Source organism: Brevibacillus sp. HD3.3A (genome assembly GCF_013284375.2).
Taxonomy (GTDB): Bacteria; Bacillota; Bacilli; order Brevibacillales; family Brevibacillaceae; genus Brevibacillus; species Brevibacillus parabrevis.
On sequence record NZ_CP085874.1, the window covers coordinates 2,220,578 to 2,237,818 of the forward strand.

The 17,241-nt window shown below is 53.6% G+C and carries 15 protein-coding genes and 1 pseudogene; 6 read left to right on the plus strand and 10 right to left on the minus strand.

Annotated features, from left to right (window positions below):
- Window positions 1-17: 17 nt before the first annotated feature.
- The 3 genes from HP435_RS10875 (at window position 18) to HP435_RS10885 (ending at window position 2,982) form a co-directional block, all read left to right on the plus strand.
- A complete protein-coding gene (locus HP435_RS10875) occupies window positions 18-1,208 on the plus strand; it encodes an HlyD family secretion protein (protein WP_173595587.1) in 1,191 nt (396 codons plus the stop codon).
- Window positions 1,198-2,376 carry an ABC transporter permease gene (locus HP435_RS10880; protein ID WP_173595976.1) on the plus strand — a complete coding sequence of 393 codons (1,179 nt, stop codon included), beginning with the start codon at window positions 1,198-1,200 and terminating at the stop codon, window positions 2,374-2,376. The genes HP435_RS10875 and HP435_RS10880 overlap by 11 nt, the downstream gene beginning before the upstream one ends.
- Before the next feature lie 93 nt (window positions 2,377-2,469).
- Complete coding sequence (locus tag HP435_RS10885; protein ID WP_063227734.1) at window positions 2,470-2,982, plus strand: DUF3907 family protein; 513 nt, start codon at window positions 2,470-2,472, stop codon at window positions 2,980-2,982.
- A 29-nt stretch (window positions 2,983-3,011) separates the two neighbouring features.
- On the opposite strand, the gene HP435_RS10890 is transcribed toward HP435_RS10885, so the two are convergent.
- The 7 genes from HP435_RS10890 to HP435_RS10920 form a co-directional block, all read right to left on the minus strand.
- Window positions 3,012-3,605 (minus strand): NAD(P)H-dependent oxidoreductase, encoded by a 594-nt coding sequence (locus tag HP435_RS10890; protein WP_173595588.1) that lies wholly within the window; start codon window positions 3,603-3,605, stop codon window positions 3,012-3,014.
- A gap of 33 nt (window positions 3,606-3,638) precedes the next feature.
- Window positions 3,639-5,042 (minus strand): S8 family peptidase, encoded by a 1,404-nt coding sequence (locus HP435_RS10895; RefSeq protein ID WP_122965648.1) that lies wholly within the window; start codon window positions 5,040-5,042, stop codon window positions 3,639-3,641.
- A 70-nt stretch (window positions 5,043-5,112) separates the two neighbouring features.
- The gene (locus HP435_RS10900) at window positions 5,113-5,745 is read right to left on the minus strand and encodes a trimeric intracellular cation channel family protein (protein WP_122965649.1); all 633 of its coding nucleotides are present in this window, start codon (window positions 5,743-5,745) and stop codon (window positions 5,113-5,115) included.
- 19 nt (window positions 5,746-5,764) lie between these two features.
- On the minus strand, window positions 5,765-6,541 hold the full coding sequence (locus HP435_RS10905; RefSeq protein WP_122965650.1) for a Cof-type HAD-IIB family hydrolase: 777 nt from the start codon (window positions 6,539-6,541) through the stop codon (window positions 5,765-5,767).
- A 156-nt stretch (window positions 6,542-6,697) separates the two neighbouring features.
- Entirely contained in the window at window positions 6,698-7,813 is a 1,116-nt protein-coding gene (locus tag HP435_RS10910) for an ABC transporter ATP-binding protein (RefSeq protein WP_063227739.1), read from the minus strand.
- 110 nt (window positions 7,814-7,923) lie between these two features.
- Window positions 7,924-8,958: a PucR family transcriptional regulator gene (locus HP435_RS10915; protein WP_122965651.1), complete on the minus strand. Its 1,035-nt coding sequence runs from the start codon at window positions 8,956-8,958 to the stop codon at window positions 7,924-7,926.
- A gap of 49 nt (window positions 8,959-9,007) precedes the next feature.
- A complete protein-coding gene (locus tag HP435_RS10920; protein ID WP_173595590.1) occupies window positions 9,008-9,907 on the minus strand; it encodes a metallophosphoesterase in 900 nt (299 codons plus the stop codon).
- A 163-nt stretch (window positions 9,908-10,070) separates the two neighbouring features.
- Here HP435_RS10920 and acsA point away from each other — a divergent pair, with 163 nt between their 5' ends.
- Window positions 10,071-11,786: an acetate--CoA ligase gene (gene acsA / locus HP435_RS10925; RefSeq protein WP_173595591.1), complete on the plus strand. Its 1,716-nt coding sequence runs from the start codon at window positions 10,071-10,073 to the stop codon at window positions 11,784-11,786.
- 399 nt (window positions 11,787-12,185) lie between these two features.
- Here the strand turns inward: acsA and HP435_RS10930 are convergent.
- The 3 genes and pseudogenes from HP435_RS10930 to HP435_RS10940 all read right to left on the minus strand — a co-directional run.
- A pseudogene (locus tag HP435_RS10930) lies at window positions 12,186-13,172 on the minus strand (cation diffusion facilitator family transporter); the annotation flags it as partial.
- 25 nt (window positions 13,173-13,197) lie between these two features.
- Window positions 13,198-14,244 carry a flavin-containing monooxygenase gene (locus HP435_RS10935; protein ID WP_173595592.1) on the minus strand — a complete coding sequence of 349 codons (1,047 nt, stop codon included), beginning with the start codon at window positions 14,242-14,244 and terminating at the stop codon, window positions 13,198-13,200.
- Between the two features lie 139 nt (window positions 14,245-14,383).
- Window positions 14,384-14,785, minus strand: a complete 402-nt coding sequence (locus tag HP435_RS10940) for an ArsR/SmtB family transcription factor (protein ID WP_063227745.1) — start codon at window positions 14,783-14,785, stop codon at window positions 14,384-14,386.
- 139 nt (window positions 14,786-14,924) lie between these two features.
- Between HP435_RS10940 and HP435_RS10945 the strand changes: the two genes are divergently transcribed.
- Window positions 14,925-15,929, plus strand: a complete 1,005-nt coding sequence (locus tag HP435_RS10945) for a permease (protein ID WP_173599753.1) — start codon at window positions 14,925-14,927, stop codon at window positions 15,927-15,929.
- A 13-nt stretch (window positions 15,930-15,942) separates the two neighbouring features.
- The gene (locus tag HP435_RS10950; protein ID WP_173599752.1) at window positions 15,943-17,151 is read left to right on the plus strand and encodes a TIGR03943 family putative permease subunit; all 1,209 of its coding nucleotides are present in this window, start codon (window positions 15,943-15,945) and stop codon (window positions 17,149-17,151) included.
- Window positions 17,152-17,241: the final 90 nt, after the last annotated feature.

The following is a 17,241-nucleotide window of genomic DNA, read 5'->3' on the forward strand; positions in this document are numbered from 1 at the left end:
CAGAGGAGAAATCGAAAATGAAGAAACGTGCATGGATCGGGGTAGCCGGATTTGTAGCCGGAATTGCAGTATTGGGAACGGTTTTGCTCGGGTCTGGCGGCAGCAGCCTGGCAGGGCAAAAGGCGACACAAGTAACAGGCGTCGTGGAGGGAACGGAAGTCGATCTTTCCTTTAAAATGGGCGGATCGATCGAGCAGATCGCTTTTAAAGAAGGCGATGAAGTAAAGGCAGGCCAACTGGTCGCTACCTTGAACAGCGAAGAGTTGCTGGCGAAAAAGGAACAGGCGGAAGCAGCCTATCGCCTGGCGCAAGTGAAGCTCGATCAAGCGAAAAAAGGTGTTTCCTTGACGGACAGCTCCAGTGACGCTCAGGTCGATCAGGCGCAAGCAGTCGTCAGCTCGGCACAGGCTCAACTGGCGGCAAACAAAAACGGAGCGCGCGCCGAGGAAATTTCCCAGCTGAAAGCCAAGTTGCAGGCAGCCCAAACCTCCAATCAGATCGCCGCTTCCAACCTGGAGCGGATGAACAAACTGCTGAAAGAGGGAGCCGTTCCCCAGGTAAAAGTCGAGGAAGCGCAAATGCAGGCAGAAAAAGCAAGCGCGGAACTGAAGGCAGCCGACGAGCAGTTGAAAATGGCTACCACAGGGGCACGCCGCGAGCAAGTAGACGCAGCGCAAGCTCAGCTTGATCAGGCGAAAGCAGCTTACAAGCAAGCCGTAGCCGCACGCGGTCAAGTAGGATTGAAAGAGCTGGACGTGAAATCGGCTGAAGCGGGTGTACTGCAAGCCAAAGGAGCTTTGGCTGAGATTGAAGCGTATTTGAACAACACGAAGCTGGTTGCGCCGATGGACGGAGTCGTCAAATCTGTTGCGGTGCAAAAAGGCGAGCTGGTTGCACAAGGCTTTACCGTTTTGACCATTCAGGCAAAATCCGATAACTACGTGAAGCTTTACGTGAACGAATACACGCTGGGGCAAATCAAGACAGGCGATACGGCCAAACTGTACGTGCCAGCCTTGAAACGGGAAGTGGAAGCGAAAATCGCCACGATTGCACCAGCAGCTGATTTTGCGGTGAAAAAGGCGACACAGGAGTTGGGCGATCGCGACATTCGTTCCTTCCAGGTGAAGCTGTTCCTGGCTGATCCAGAGCTGCGGCCAGGTTTGACGGTCGAGTGGAAGATCGAAGGAGCTGTTCATAGTGAGTGATTTCTCCCGGCTCTTTTTAAGCGAATGGAAAAACATGTTTGCGAACAAAACGATCCGCAACGTCATTTTTCTCGTACCGATCATTTACTTGACCCTGTTTGGCTTTTTGTACAGTGAAAAGAAAGTGATGCACATTCCGACCGTCATGGTGGACGCGGATCAGTCAGAGCTGAGCCGCGAGCTGTATCGGGCGTTTGAGGTCGATCAGACGTTTCAGGTTACATCTATCGTAGGCACCGAAGAGGAAGCGATGCGGCTGATTGACAAGGGCGAGGCCAATATTGCCTTGATCATTCCCGCCGAGCTGGAGAAGAACGTCAAGGCTGGACGGTCAGCCGAAGTATTGACGGTCATTGACGGCAGCAACATGATGATTTCCAACACCGCTGTCCGCGCAGCGAGCACGGTCGTCAAGTCGGTGTCCGCAGGCGCCACGCTGAAAAAAATGGAGGCGAAAGGCAGTTGGGGCGAAGAAGGGGTAAATCTTTTCACCGGAATCGACTATCGCTATCGCGTGCTGTACAATCCGACTTTCAGCTACATGTCCTTCATGGTTTTCGGTTTGACAGGAACGGTATTTCAACAGGTGTTGTTCCTCGGCATCGCCCTGTCAGTAGCGCAACAGAAGGAAGAAGGAACGTGGCAGGACACGCTGAGATCCCACAGCTTCTGGGCGATCACGGCAAGCAAGCTGCTGCCTTATTTCCTCGCAGGAACCTTGAACGTATTTTTGGGCTTCGTACTGCTGCTCAAAGGGTTCGAAATTCCGTACTACGGCAGCACCCTTGACTTGATGCTGATCGCAACCGCCTTTAACCTGGCCGTGCTCGCCATCGGGTACGCGATTTCTTTCTTCTCCAAAGACCAGCTGCAAGCGACACAAGTTGCGATGATGATTGCCGTTCCTTCGTTCATGCTGTCCGGTTTTACATGGCCGCTGGCATCAATGCCGACTGCGGTCGCTGCGATTGGTAAATCTTTGCCGCTCACCTACTTTTTGAACGGCGTCAGAGAAATCTTGAGCAAAGGTCACGGGCTGTCCTACGTCACGCACGACCTGGTTGTTTTGGGCTTCATGATCTTGCTCGGTCTGTTCTCGGCCTATTGCATATACTTGTTACAGACAAGGAAAAAAAAGGAAACCATTGCCGAAACGACAACGGTTTAGCGAGATTTGCAGAAAAGAAACCCTTGTGTTGTAAAGAATCTTTCCTATATACTTACTTAAAAAAGGCAGATTCTTCAACGCAAGGGGGACATTATGTCAGCGACTCATCTGAAGCAATTGTGCGAAGAGACGTACACCAAGTTGAAAAAGGTAAGCATGGAACTGGAGCGTTATCTCAATCAGGTTACCTTGTCTAGTCTTGTATCTGCATCGGGGGACCCGGAAGAGTTTGAATCTTACTACAGAACCTATCTGTCCGATTTGCGCCACTTGCTCGTCTACTGTGAAAATGCGTACGACAGGCTGGGAGTATCTTTGCGCCGGGCAAGGTTCAACGAAGATTTTGCCGAAGAAGTGCTGTATCAGGTATATCACACCTGCATCAATTACTTCTATTATCCAAAAGGCGAAGTGTACGAGGAAGACGGACGCTATGCTTACACAGGCCAGGACTGTATTATCTTCCGCAAGCAGGTCACACCGGAGTTGGAGCAACTGACCTTGTCCTTGTCGAGAGTTTTTGAGCAAATGCGCGATGAACTGCAATATTACGAAAATGACTATATAGCGAAAAAACGATTGGAAAGAGAAAAAGCACAGGCGTAAACCTGTGCTTTTTTGTGCTTTCCCTGCTTTCAAACGCCGACTGGCTGGTGAATCGCCGTGACGATGCCCTCGACTTCCGCAAGCATGCCTTGGCGGGCAGCGTCGTCCACGTATGGGACAGCAGCGAAATTGCGGTAAGTGACATCGTAGCCGATCATCGACAAGCTGCCATCGACGATTTGCTTTTTCACCACATCGTCGAAGCCTGTCTTTTTCATTTCCGGCTCGGATTCCCTCGTCGTCGTAATGACGATAGCCTGCTTGTTTTTCAACAGGCCGACAGGGCCGTGCGCCTCGTAACGAAAAGCAAAGCCGTTGGTGAATACCCGGTCGATATAGCCTTTGAGAATGGCGGGAGCCGACCACCACCAGACAGGGTAAATCATCACGAGCAGGTCAGCTTCCGAAATCAGCTCCTGTTCAGTCATGACATCAGCAGATGCAGTGCCGTTCGACACTTTTTGCATGTCAGCCGCCTGAAAAACAGGCTGAAACTTCATTTGATACAAATCGCGCACGTCATAGGCGATGTTTTGCTTCTGCAACGTCTGGGTGACGCGGTCGAGTATGGCATGGCAAAAGCTCTCTTTTCCTTCCTGGGCAAACACGATGCATGCTTTCATACTCCATCCCTCCGTATATATCGGTTAGACTGTCTATTCGAACCCGAAGCGCAGGCGCATGAAAAACTTGTTCAGCAGTCCGCCTACCGTCGTCTGCTTCGTTTCGGCGCGGGCCGGTTTTGCTGGTTTGGCTTGCCGCAGCGTCTGATTGACGTTGATCATCCCGTATCCGTAAAGCTGGTCGTGACCAGGAGCGCCGAGGTCTGTTGCGGACTGGCGAATCAGCTCCATCACATCACGGTTTTTCATATCCGGATGGACAGAACGCACCAGTGAGGCGAGCGCAGCGACATGCGGGCAAGCCATCGAAGTGCCGGAGAGCGAAGCGTAGTCGCTGTAAATGTACGTGCTGGGAATATCGACGCCAGGAGCGGCTACATCCACGTAATCGCCAAAGTTGGAGAAATCGGCGCGTTCTTTGCGGTGATCGACCGCAGCTACGGCGAGCACTTCGTCATAAGCAGCCGGGTAGCTCGGCTGGTTGGTCGCGTCATTGCCGGAAGCAGCTACGAGGATGACATTTTTCTCGAAGGCGTAGCGGCATGCTTCTTTCAAAGCGGCGGAAGAGGTATAGTTGCCGACGCTGAGGTTGATGACATCGGCCCCGTGGTCGGTAGCCCAGTAAATGCCCTGGGCGATATCCACGGCTGACCCTGAGCCGTCTGCGCCGATTGCTTTAATCGGCATCAGCTTGCTGTTCCACGACATGCCGGCAATTCCGTCGGCGTTGTTCGTCTTGGCTGCGATGACGCCTGAGACGTGTGTTCCGTGACCGTTGTCGTCTTCCGGCTTGTTGTTGTCGGTGAGCACGTTGTAGCCTTCGACCAGCTTCCCGGCGAACTCGGGATGTTTGAGATCGACGCCTGTATCGACGACGGCCACGATGACGTCGCTGCTGCCTTCGCTCACATCCCAGCTTTGCTCCATGCCGATTAAAGGCAAATTCCACTGGTATTCGGTGTAGTACGTATCATTCGGTTTGCGATTGGGGAGCAGCAAATAGTTCGGTTCGGCAAACACGGAATCAGGGTGCTCGGCGAGCTTTTTCATCAGTTGTTTGGTCGTCAGGCTTTTGGATTTGATGATCAGAAATTGCTCAAAATCGCGCTTGATTTTGGCATCCAGCGACGCAACCAGCTCGTCGATTTTTTTCTGCTCCGGTCGCGGTGAGAAACGGACGACGACTTCATGCTCGACGTAGTGGCTGCGGTCACGCGGGTTGTGATGCAGCGTTTGGATGTGGCTTTTCTTTTCCAGATCTCTGCGAATGTCCTTGACCTGCTCGATATAGTTGATTCGCGGTATGCTCGCCTCGACGGAAGTGACGCGGGGATGAGGTTCGCGCATTTCCTGCTCTGCATTTTGATGATGGCGGTAGGGGATGACGACCAGACCAACCAGGGCTAGGGCGGCGATAATTGGGGGCAAGACGCGCAAAAAAACTCACTCCCTCCAGTGCTGATGACTATAGCGTGCACACGGAGAGAGTGATTATGAAGGAAATAGCTTACATTCGGTTGTCAAAAGGGCGAACGGGCACCGGACGAAGCGAGCGGCGCGGAAGCTTCCAGCCTTGATAGACGGAAACCATTCGGCAAGCAATAATGACGCTGAACAGCGTGTACATCTCGCCGACTGTCGATGCCCACTTCATGCCGACCGCCACTCCGGCAGCCATGGCCCAGACTGCGTAGATTTCTTCCTGGAAAACCAAAGGCTTGCGGCCTGCGAGAACATCGCGGATAATTCCGCCGCCAATTCCAGTCAGTACCGCTGCCACAATCGTGGCGCTAAGCGGATAATTCATTTGTGTCGCATAAAGCGCACCTTGAATGGCAAACGCAGAAAGCCCGACCGCGTCGAAAAACATTCCCCAGCGATTCCACAAGCCAAGGTACTTATGCGGCAGAACAAAGACGATAAGCATGGATATGAGTGCGATCGTAAACAGTGTGCCTTGATTCCAAAAAGCAGTGAGCGGGATTCCGAGCAAAATATTCCGCATGATCCCGCCGCCGAATGCGGTTGCCATTCCGAGAACGATTACCCCCAAGATGTCGTACTCTTCCTCCATGGCAATAATAGCGCCGCTGATCACGAACGCTACAGTGCCAACGATGTTAAACCATTCCCAAGACATGTATTCTTCAACGTCCTTCCTAATTGATCAATCCAAGTTGCAACAAGCCGTGCCGGATGCCGTCTTCGTTTACGTGGCGGGTCACCATATTGGCAAAAGGCTTCAGTTCTTCATGCGCATTTCCCATAGCGACACCCATTCCGACGTAAGACAGCATTTCCCTGTCGTTAAGCCCGTCTCCGAATGCGACAGCATCAGCAGGCGTCAGTCCTTCATGCTTCAGGATCGCTTCAATGCCACGCGCTTTCGAACCGCCTTTTGGCAGAATGTCGAGGACGCGATTGTGCCAGCGCACATACGACACTTGCGCAAATTTTTCGGTATAAACCGCTTCTTCTTCTGCTGTGCAGTATAGAAACGCCTGGTAGATCGGAGCGACTTCCCAGTAGCGGTCATGGTGTGCCGGGGCCGGCAAGCGCAGGAAATCAAACGAGTCAATCACGTGCGGATGATCGGCTGCATTCGCATAGCATTGTTCATGGCTCAAAAACACCATAGGGTGCTCGTGCCCATGTGCCAACTGTTCCAGCTCGGCCAAGGTCGAAGTGGCAAAAGGGGTATGGTGAATCACCTTTTGCTCGCTCACCACGTAAGAGCCGTTAAACCCGATGAATGTATCGATGCCAAGCTGTTTGGCGATCGGCATCAGGTGATAGGGGGAGCGGCCAGTGGCAATTGCCACCCGAATCCCGTTTTGCCTCAGTCTGTTTACGGCGTCCACCGTTGATTGCGGGATGGCGTGTTCCGTGTTCAGCAAAGTACCGTCGATGTCAAAAAAGACAATTTTGTACGCCATTTGTTCTCTCCACTCTTTCTCTTTATAATAGCGCCGCGAAAAACGAGCAACATGCACGAAAAACAAGCGGCCATACAGGCGCCGCCTAAGCGTTTGAAACGTTTGAAGACAACAGAAAAAGGAATGTCGGAAAAGACATTCCTTTTCACTTCGCTATTAGAATACAGCCACTTCCGTCTCGCTGTCAAATAGATGACATTTGGAAAGGTCCATGGCGAGCTTGACCGTCATTTTTGGCTTCAGCTCTTCACGGGAATCTACGCGGGCCACCATTTGCGTATTCCCGATATTATGGAAGTAAACATACAGCTCGGAGCCCATGTTTTCCACTACTTCGACCTGCGCTTCCAGCGTGCTCTCAAACGGATTGGCTTCCATGAACGCAGCATCGCTGTAGATGTCTTCCGGACGAATGCCAAAGATGGCCGGTTTGTTTACATAGCCTTTGTCGCGCAAAATTTTCGCCTTGTCGTCCGGGAAGCGGACGTGGATGTTTTCCGCGTCGAAGTACAGGGCGCCGTCTTTTTCGGAAAGCTGTCCTTTGACGAAGTTCATCGCAGGGGAGCCGATGAAGCTTGCGACGAACAGATTGACCGGATGGTTGTAAATCTCGTTCGGCGTCGCTACTTGCTGGATCAAGCCGTCTTTCATGACGACGATCCGGTCGCCCATCGTCATCGCTTCTGTCTGGTCATGGGTGACGTAAATGATCGTCGTATTCAGGCGTTGGTGCAGCTTCAAGATTTCCGTGCGCATCTGGACGCGCAGCTTGGCGTCGAGGTTGGACAACGGTTCGTCCATCAAAAAGACTTGCGGCTCGCGAACGATGGCGCGACCGAGCGCGACACGCTGCCGTTGACCGCCGGAAAGCGCTTTCGGCTTGCGGTCGAGCAAATGCGAAATATCGAGAATCCGGGCCGCTTCCTGAATGCGCGCATCGATATCGCTCTTGGAAAATTTGCGGAGTTTCAAGCCAAACGCCATGTTTTCGTATACGTTCATGTGCGGATAGAGGGCGTAGCTCTGGAAAACCATCGCGATATCCCGATCTTTCGGAGCGACGTCGTTGACGCGACGATCGCCTATGTACAAGTCACCGTCGGAAATTTCCTCCAGCCCGGCAATCATCCGCAACGTTGTCGACTTTCCGCAGCCGGATGGCCCGACGAGAACGAGAAACTCGCGATCTTGAATCTCCAGATGAAAATCGTCTACCGCTGTTACGTTTCCGGCGTACCGTTTGTATATGTGGTTCAGTGTCACTTTTGCCATGGAAAAGGCACCTCCTATAGTTTTGAAAAAGCGAGAGCGTGGATAACCTTTTTGCAAGAGTAACAATTTTTAGACAGTTGGACTATGGGCGAAATGTACAAAATGTTTTGTTAATGCTGCCGAAAGAGCAAATACAGCTGGAGCAGCACCGCATCGGGAAACTGCCGCGGATCAAGCCCCGTCTGTTCCGTCAGCTTGTCGAGCCTGTACAACAGCGTGTTGCGATGCAAAAAGAGCTGACGTGCCGTTTCGCTGACGTTCAACTGGCGGGCAAACAACGTTTCCAACGTTTCCAGCTGCTCCGTACTGATCTGCGGAACGGACATGAGACTTGCCAGCTCATTGGCAATGGACTTCGCGGTTTCTTTCGGCAGCGAGGCAGCCCAGCGCTCCAGCGGATACATCCAGTCGCCGGCGACCATGACGTGCGGACGATAATGCTGGAGAGTGCGAGACAGCAGCAACTGCCCGTAAACCGTTTTTTCCAGAGCGGAAGGGCGATGCACAGGGGCGCTGACAACAATGCGGACAGGCTCCATCCACTCCGTAGAAATCAGATCGTGCAGCCCGGATGCCCATTCCAGCAAATCGGCTTGCTCCTCGGAGCCTTCCAGGATAGAAACAGGCAGCAACAGGACAGAATAAGCATGACTTAATGGAAAGAAAGCGAGACTGGACGAACCTGGCGTGTAAGCCGTCGTCTCCCGGAAAAAGGGGTGCAGACAGCTTTGCAGCGATTCCCAGGTGCCCGTGCCTTCTGTGCGGCTGCGCTCGAGCAAAAAGGAGAGCCGCGCTTCTTTCCACGGCCAAACAAGGTCAAGACGCTCAGGCGGAGCCAGTCGGCTTCCGGTCACAAACGATTGCAACCACGCGGCAATCTGCTCGTGAAGAGTCAGAGGCGCGTTTTCTTTCGTGCGGGAAAAAAACAGACTCAACAAAGAACGGGACGTAGCGGGCCACTGTGTCGATTCAATCAGAACGAGGTAAGCCATCTCGTGTTCTGACCCAAGCGAAACAAGCTCCCAGCCTTTTTGCTCCCACTCTTGTTGAGTCTGGCTGATTTCGGCTTCCAAAACTTTGACACAAATGATCGGCAAATTCGTCACTTGCTTGATTTGCTCGATTTCTCTCATCCATTTCTCCACAAGACGACCTCCGTCACAAACAACTGGCGTACGTCTATTATACCGTACTCTAGGCGAGTGTGGCGGCGGTTTCCTGCAAGCTTGCGGTTTGCACAGGCGTGCCCACAAACGGTTCCTGGGGGACGCCACCCATCGTGTGCAGCGTGATTTCCGGGCGGGAACGCAGGCGGATGTTCAGTCCCGTCTGGCCGAGTCCTTCACTTATATAGAAAGGGCGCCCGTCAAACTCGTGCAGACCTTTGACCATATTCAGCCGCACGAGCTTGCCCATTTTCACAAGATGGTACGGGCGCGGCCAATGAATTTGTCCGCCGTGGAAATGTCCCGCCAGCAAATAGTCGTAGGCGTAGTCTTTCATTTGCAGGACGAGGTTCGGATCATGGGTGAGCACGAGGCGCGCCCCCGTTTTCGGAACGGATTGAAAAGCTTTTTCCAATTGGCTTCGGCGTGTGCTGAAATCATCGACGCCGATCACATGCAGCAGTTGACCGTGATGCTCGACCGTGACGTGCTGGTTGACGAGGACCTGGCAGCCGATCCGTTCCAGCTCCGACTTGAGCTGAGCGAGTTTGAGCGGCGACAGCACGTAGTCGTGATTGCCAAAAACGACGAATGTGCCGAGCGCGGGCTGCAATTGCATCAGCTTTTCTACGTAGGCGACTGCTTTCGGGATGTTTTTGTGGCGATCCAGCAAATCTCCGGTAATCGCGAGCAGATCGACGGATTGCCCGGAAAAATCGCGGACGATTCGCATCGGGTCAATCGACAAATTTTCCATGTGCAAATCGGACAAATGCAAAATGTTGAGCGGTTCGAAATCTTGCGGATCACGCAAATGCGGCGACGAAGCGAGCGGTATGGTCACATGATTGGTATGGACGTCAAATGTATTGCGGTACGCTTTTATGAAGAGCAAGGCGAGAGCGGCAACTAGCAAAAACCATAGCATCTCTTCCGGCCATCTCCTTTATCTCTAAGGTAGTGTCATTATACTCGATTTCTTCGCTTTTCGAATAAGTAGGTTCTGGCAGAAGGAATTTATCGAAAAGTGCAGAAATATTATGAATGTTGCGTAGTGAAGAATTCTATTTGGGGTTTAGGAGAGTGAGAGTATGAATGTAGAAAAAATTCCGGCGACAGAAGGCCGATTCAACCTGGAGAACTACGACGAGACGTACGCCCAATTTGACTGGAAGGAAGTCGAGAAGCAATTTTCCTGGTATGAGACGGGAAAAGTAAACATGGCGTATGAAGCGATTGACCGCCATCTTTCTACGGAGCGCAAGGACAAGATCGCGCTTATGTACAGCGATTTGACCAGAGAAGAGACCTACACCTTTGCACAGTTGAGCGAATTGTCCAATAAATTCGGGAATGTTTTGCGCAATCTGGGGATTGTAAAAGGCGACCGCGTATTCGTCTTCATGCCGCGTACGCCAGAGCTTTATGTAAGCGTTTTAGGAACGCTCAAAGTGGGCGCGATTGTCGGCCCGCTGTTCGAGGCGTTCATGGAAGCTGCCGTGCGCGACCGTCTGGAAAACAGCGAAGCGACCGCGATCGTGACGACGCCGGCTCTCTTGCCGCGCATCCCTGTATCCGAGCTGCCAGCACTGAAGCACGTCATTGTCGTGGGGGCAAAAGAGGAGCTGAAGGAAGGACAAGTCAGCTTCGAAAAAGCGATGGCAGAAGCATCCTCCGAGCTGGAAATCGAGTGGGTGGATCGCGAGGACGGCATGATTTTGCACTATACGTCCGGATCGACTGGCAAGCCAAAAGGCGTGCTGCACGTCCACAACGCGATGATCCAGCACTACCAGACCGGAAAATGGGTGCTCGACCTGCAAGAGGATGACGTTTATTGGTGTACAGCTGATCCGGGCTGGGTGACAGGAACTTCTTACGGAATTTTCGCACCGTGGCTGAACGGCGTGACAAACGTGATCCGCGGCGGCCGCTTCACACCGGAAGACTGGTACAAAACGATCGAAAAAAATAAGGTGACCGTCTGGTACAGCGCACCGACCGCGTTCCGCATGCTGATGGGAGCGGGCGACGAAGTGGTGAAGCGCTTCGATCTGTCCAGTCTGCGCCACGTTTTGAGCGTGGGCGAGCCACTCAACCCGGAAGTCGTGTATTGGGGACTGCGCGTGTTCAACCACCGTATTCACGACAACTGGTGGATGACGGAAACAGGCGGACAGCTGATTTCCAACTACCGCAGCATGGCGATCAAGCCAGGCTCCATGGGCAAGCCTTTCCCTGGCGTGTACGCGGCGATTATCGACGATCAGGGCAACGAGCTGCCGCCAAACCGGATGGGCAACCTGGCGATCCGCGTCGGCTGGCCGTCCATGATGAGACAAATTTGGAACAACCCTGCGAAATACCAAGAGTATTTCAGCATCCCAGGCTGGTATGTATCTGGCGACTCCGCCTACAAGGACGAGGAAGGCTACTTCTGGTTCCAGGGTCGCATTGACGATGTGATCAATACTTCCGGCGAGCGCGTCGGCCCGTTTGAGGTCGAGAGCAAGCTGGTCGAGCATCCGGCTGTTGCGGAAGCAGGCGTAATCGGCAAGCCTGATCCGCTGCGCGGCGAAATCATCAAGGCGTTCATCTCCTTGCGCGCGGGTTACGAGCCAAGCGAAGCCTTGATGGATGACATCCGCAAGTTCGTGAAGGAAGGACTCGCTGCTCACGCTGCACCGCGTGAAATCGAGTTTCGCGACAAGCTGCCAAAAACACGCTCCGGAAAAATTATGCGCCGTGTCCTGAAGGCGTGGGAACTGGGCTTGCCGACAGGCGACCTGTCCACGATGGAAGACTAATCCGAGCGGATAAAAATGAAGAACCATCTCTAGCGCACGAGCGGGAGATGGTTCTTTTTTTGTTAGTGGGGAATGGGGCGGTGTGGGTGGTTATGGTCGTGTGAGTGCTCGTGTCGTGTTGATGATCGTGCGGGTACCTGTGGTTGTGCGGCTGGCTATAATCGTGCGACTGGCTGCGAGCGTGGCAGGTGGTCATAGGCGTTTGATTTAGTTGCGGTTATGCGAATGCCCGTGGTCATGCGAGTGCTCGTGGTCGTGCGAATGCCCGTGGTTATGCGAGTGCTCGTGGTCGTGCGAATGCTCTTGGTCATGCGTATGGTCGTGGTTATGCGAGTGCTCGCGGTCGTGCGAATGCCCGTGGTCATGCGAGTGCTCGGAGTCGTGCGAATGCTCTTGGTTATGCGAATGCCCGTGGTCATGGGAGTGCTCATGATCATGCGAATGCTCCCCCGTCCCACCCTGACAATGCAACTCTCCATGCGAGATGGAAGAGTTCTCGATTTGGATCGTCGCATGGGTGATGCCAAACTCTTTTTGCAACAGCGCCAAAGCGGCATCGAGAATCGGGTAGCTCGGCAAATCGTCCTGCACAATCAGATGGCACGTCAAAGAGTCGAAGCCTGAAGTGACGGTCCAAACATGCAAATCGTGAACTTTCACCACGCCGTCAAGCTGTCCGAGCCGCGCTTCTACTTTTGTCGTATCGATACGGGAAGGCGCTCCTTCCAGCAAAATGTTGACCGACTCCTTCGTCACGCGCCATGCGCTCAGCATGATCAAAAAGGCGACGACGATGCTGATAATCGGGTCGGCGATGTACCAGCCAAAGGCGAGCATGAGCACACCGCCGAGGATTGCCCCTACGGAGCCGAGCATATCGCCCAGCACGTGCAGGTAGGCGCTGCGCACGTTTACGTTGTCCTTGTAATCGCCGCGCATGAGGACGAAGGCTGCGGCGATATTGGCGAGCAAGCCGACGGAAGCGATGATGATCATTTTGCCGCTCGCGACTTCAGGCGGCTGGAGCAGACGTTGGAATCCTTCCCAAAAGATGAATAGGGAAATCAGGACGAGCGTGACGCCATTGGTCAAAGCGGCGAGAATCTCGAAGCGCTTCATGCCGAATGTTTTTTGGGCAGAGGGCGGCCGGGCCGCAAAATGGAGCGCGACCAGACTTAGCAGCAGTGCCAAGGCATCGCTCAGCATATGTCCAGCGTCGGACAAAAGCGCGAGACTGTTGGTCAAAAAACCTCCGATCGTCTCGACGATCAAAAATACAGTGATGATCAGAAAAGAGGTGAACAGCGCTTTTTTGCTGGCGCCTTTTCCGTGGTGATGGTGGTCGTGCCCATGCCCATCTCCGTGATCGTGATGATGCAAGCCCATAATGATTCCTCCTCGATAGGATCGTTTAGCGAACGAGTCGATCTGCCAGAAAAAGGGCGTCTTTGCCTACGCCGCCCATGAGTGCGGAAGCGCGGGAATGCTGCCAGGGAAGCCCGAGAAAATACAGGCCGGACACCTCTGTCACCCCTCGCTCGTGCCGTGGCCAGCCGTTTGGATCGCGTACGTCCGGGATCGCAAGCCAGCTATAGTCAGGGCGAAATCCGGTGGCCCATAAAATGTTTGGAAAGCTCGCCTGCTCGCCGCCTGCGAAATAGGCGGTGCGATCCGCAATGCGAACGGTGCGTTCCGTCAGGCGCAAGGCTCCGGTTTTCGTCAGAGCTTTCATTTCCTCGCGGTAGCCAAAGATCGGATCAGGTCGTTTCATCAATTGCTTTCCAGCCCATGAGGAGCGGGGAGCATCAAGCAAGCCGAACCGTTGCATGTAGTCAAAAATAGTTTTGCCCAAAACATACAAAGGCAAATGAAGCCGGGTCTGCCCGCTGGAAAAAATCACAGGGCGATGTCTGGCGAGTTCCACAGCAAGCTGCGCACCGGAGTTGCCTGCTCCGACTACGAGGACAGGCCCGTCCCGGAACGAATGCTCGTTTTGGTAGTCCGCCGTATGCAGCGACACGACATCGGGGGCCAATCGCTCGACAATCGGCGGGATGTACGGTATTTGAAAAGGGCCTGTCGCCACGACGACGTTTTTGGCGCGCGCTGTTCCTGCTTCTGTCTGCACCAGAAAGCCGGATGCTGTACGTTCTACCCGCTGGACAGCTGTATTCAGGCGCACAGGCAGCTGGAAATGCGCAGCGTACTGTTCCAGGTAGTCTGCTGCCTCATCTTTGGTGGGAACCGTCTGCGGCTCTCCGGGAAAGGGCAGGCCGGGAAGCCCGTTGTTTTGCCGAGCGGTAAACAGCACGAGCGAATCATAACGTTTTCGCCAGCTGTCTCCCAAGCGCCCGTTTTTTTCGAAAATGACAAAGCGAGCTTTCCGTTGCTGGAGCAGAGCACCAAGCGCGAGGCCGGATTGGCCGCCACCGATGATGATGACTTCGTAATTGTGCATGGGTGAAACCTTCTTTCAAGCGGGAATTTACCTAAATCATACCACATTCAATCTTATATTCAAGCAATCGTTTGAATGTGTTTTCGCAAACGAACAAAAAAAGGCCGCCACAAACGTGACGACCTTCCAAAAGTTCCGTTCAACTACGGGTTGTTTTTTTCGATTGCTTTAACTCGGACGCGTGCTCAATCCCGCACATGATCAAATGACGCACATGATCGTCGTCCAGCGCGTAGTAGACGAGCTTTCCATCTTTGCGATGACGGGCCAGCCCCATATTTCGCAGCAGGCGAAGATGGTGGGACGTATTGGCGATCGAGCTGTTGATCGTCGCGGCGACATCGCACACGCACAGTTCGCCTTCCAGAGCCAGGGCGTAAATGATTTTTGCCCGGGTATCGTCAGCCAGTGCCTTGAACAGAGGAGCGACTCCTTCTGTTTCGCTCATTTTCGGCCGCAGTCTGTTTACTTTCGCTTCGTCCACGGTTTGGATTTCACAAACGTCTGCTTCATCCGTCGTACGCTGATATTCCAGCTCCATGTTCTTCACCCCGCACAATTGGTTGTATCTATTATAAAACGGAATGATTCAGAAAAAAAGACGGGAAGCAGCAGGAAAGTGCCTAATCCGTGTCTAATTAGGAATGATGACGATTTGCAAAAAGGAGTGGACATCACAGGTGGTTGCTAAAATCCGTCATTTTCTCTTTGAGATTGTGGGGGCGCTTATACTTGGACTTGGAGTTGTATGGCTTACGGTCGGCGGAGAAGGCAACTGGTTTTCCGGTTTGGGCATAGAATGGTCTCCCCGTTGGCTGGATGTCAAAACGTTTTTTCTGAGCATCGTGCTGGAAGCGATCCCGTTTGTTTTGCTCGGCGTGTTTTTTTCCGCGTTCATTCAGACGTTTGTCTCCGAGGAGCAAGTCAGACGCTGGACGCCGAAGCATCCGCTCGTTGCGCTGCCGTTTGCCGGGCTGCTTGGCTTTTTGTTTCCTGTGTGCGAGTGCGCGATTATCCCGGTCGTTCGCCGTCTGATTCAAAAAGGAATGCCCGTGTCCGTGGGCGTGGTGTTTTTATTGGCAGGACCGATTGTCAATCCGGTGGTGCTGTCTTCCACGTACATTGCCTTTGCGCGGCAGCCGGACATGGCGCTCTACAGAGGAATCGCCGGGTTTCTCGTAGCGCTGATCGCCGGGTTTCTCGTTCTGTTGTTTGTGAAAAAGAATCCGCTGCGACATGGGGTAGAAGCGGAAATCCGCCACGAAACCGCTCATGCAGAAGCGATGCGCGGCAAGCTGTCTGCGACATTTGCCCACGCCGTCGACGAGTTTTTTGACATGGGGAAATTTTTGTTGTTTGGAGCGCTGATCAGCAGCATCCTGCAAGTGTTCATCAGCCGTGACACGCTGGTGGCTGTCGGACAAACGCCGCTTACTTCTCATCTGGTGATGATGGGCATGGCGTATTTGTTTTCGCTCTGCTCGGAAGCCGACGCCTTTATTGCGGCTTCGTTCTCCGGGACATTCCAGAGCAGCTCGCTTTTGGCTTTTCTCGTCTTTGGTCCGATGCTTGATTTCAAGACGACCTTGATGCTGCTCGGGACGTTCCGCTTGGGCTTTGTCCTCAAGCTGATTGCTGTCATTACCATACTGGTGCTCGTCATTACGCTGTTGATGCCAATTTAGAGGAGGGAAAAGTATGCAAAAGTCGAACAGGTCCGGGCACGACTGGATGCGCAGCCTGATTTTAGCCGGATTCACCGGGCTGCTGTCTTACCTGATCTGGACGGATAAGCTGGGGCATTACCTCGCACCGAAGCTGCACATGCTCAGCTATGTCACTTTGGGCATTCTCGTGATTTTGACGTTCGTAAGCGTGCGTCAACTGGTGGCTGGCAGGCACCACGCATACGATTGTGACTGCGAAGACGCGCATCACGTGCCACGTACGCGCTGGGGCTCGGTGCTGATTTACGGCTTGTTTTTGTTGCCGATTTTCATGGGCTTTTTCATGCCGGACAAAATATTGGGAAGTGCCATCGCGGAAAAGCGCGGGGTGACTCTGCTGAGCAATGACGTGCGCAAATTGTCCGAGGTGGCGAGCGGCGAGCAGGCACAAAAAGCAAAACAGGCTACGTCATCCCAAGGGGAGGAAGGGCAAGCCGTTGCTCCTGCATCGTCAGCACCCGGGGAGGAAGGGCAAGCCGCTGCTCCTGCATCGTCAGTAGCCGCGCAGGAAGGGCAAGCCGCTGCTCTTGCGTCGTCAGCAACCGCGCAGGAAGGGCAAGCTGCTGCTTCTGAATCGCAAGCAGCCGGAGAGGAAGGGCAAGCTGCTGCTTCTGCATCGCCAGCAGCCGGGCAAGAAGGGCAAGCCGCTGCTTCTGCATCGACAGCCACCGGGCAGGAAGCGCAAGCCCCTGCATCTACCCCGATCAAACCGGGGATGAGCGATGCCGAATTGAAAAATCATTTTTCCAATGGCGGCTTCGGTGACTTTTACACCGATATCGCTACGTCGATGTACAAACAGCCAGTCATCAAACTGAATGACAAAATATTCCTGGACGGCCTGACGACGTTGGAGCTGTACGCCCAGGATTTTGCGGGAAAAGAGCTGGAGACGCTCGGTTTTGTCTACAAAGAGCCGGGGTTCGCCAGCAACCAGTTCGTCGTCGCCCGTTTCTCGGTCACTTGCTGCACGGCCGACGCCAGCGTCTTCGGCGTGTTGGTCGAGAGCGAGAGCGCAAGCAAATGGGCGAAGGACAGCTGGGTTCAAGTGCGCGGGAAGCTGGAGTTGCGCAAGGTAGACGGATTTGACATGCTCGTCTTGAAGGCAGCGCACATCCAGCCCGTCCAGGCTCCGAAAGACCCGTATGTGTATTACAGCTACGAAGCGCCGAGCAACTAAAGCAGCATCGGACAACGACGCCTTTAGCGCGTGGGTTACATGCGTGAAGGCGTTTTCTGTTGTTGGAAAAAGAATTTGGCAAATCGCTAA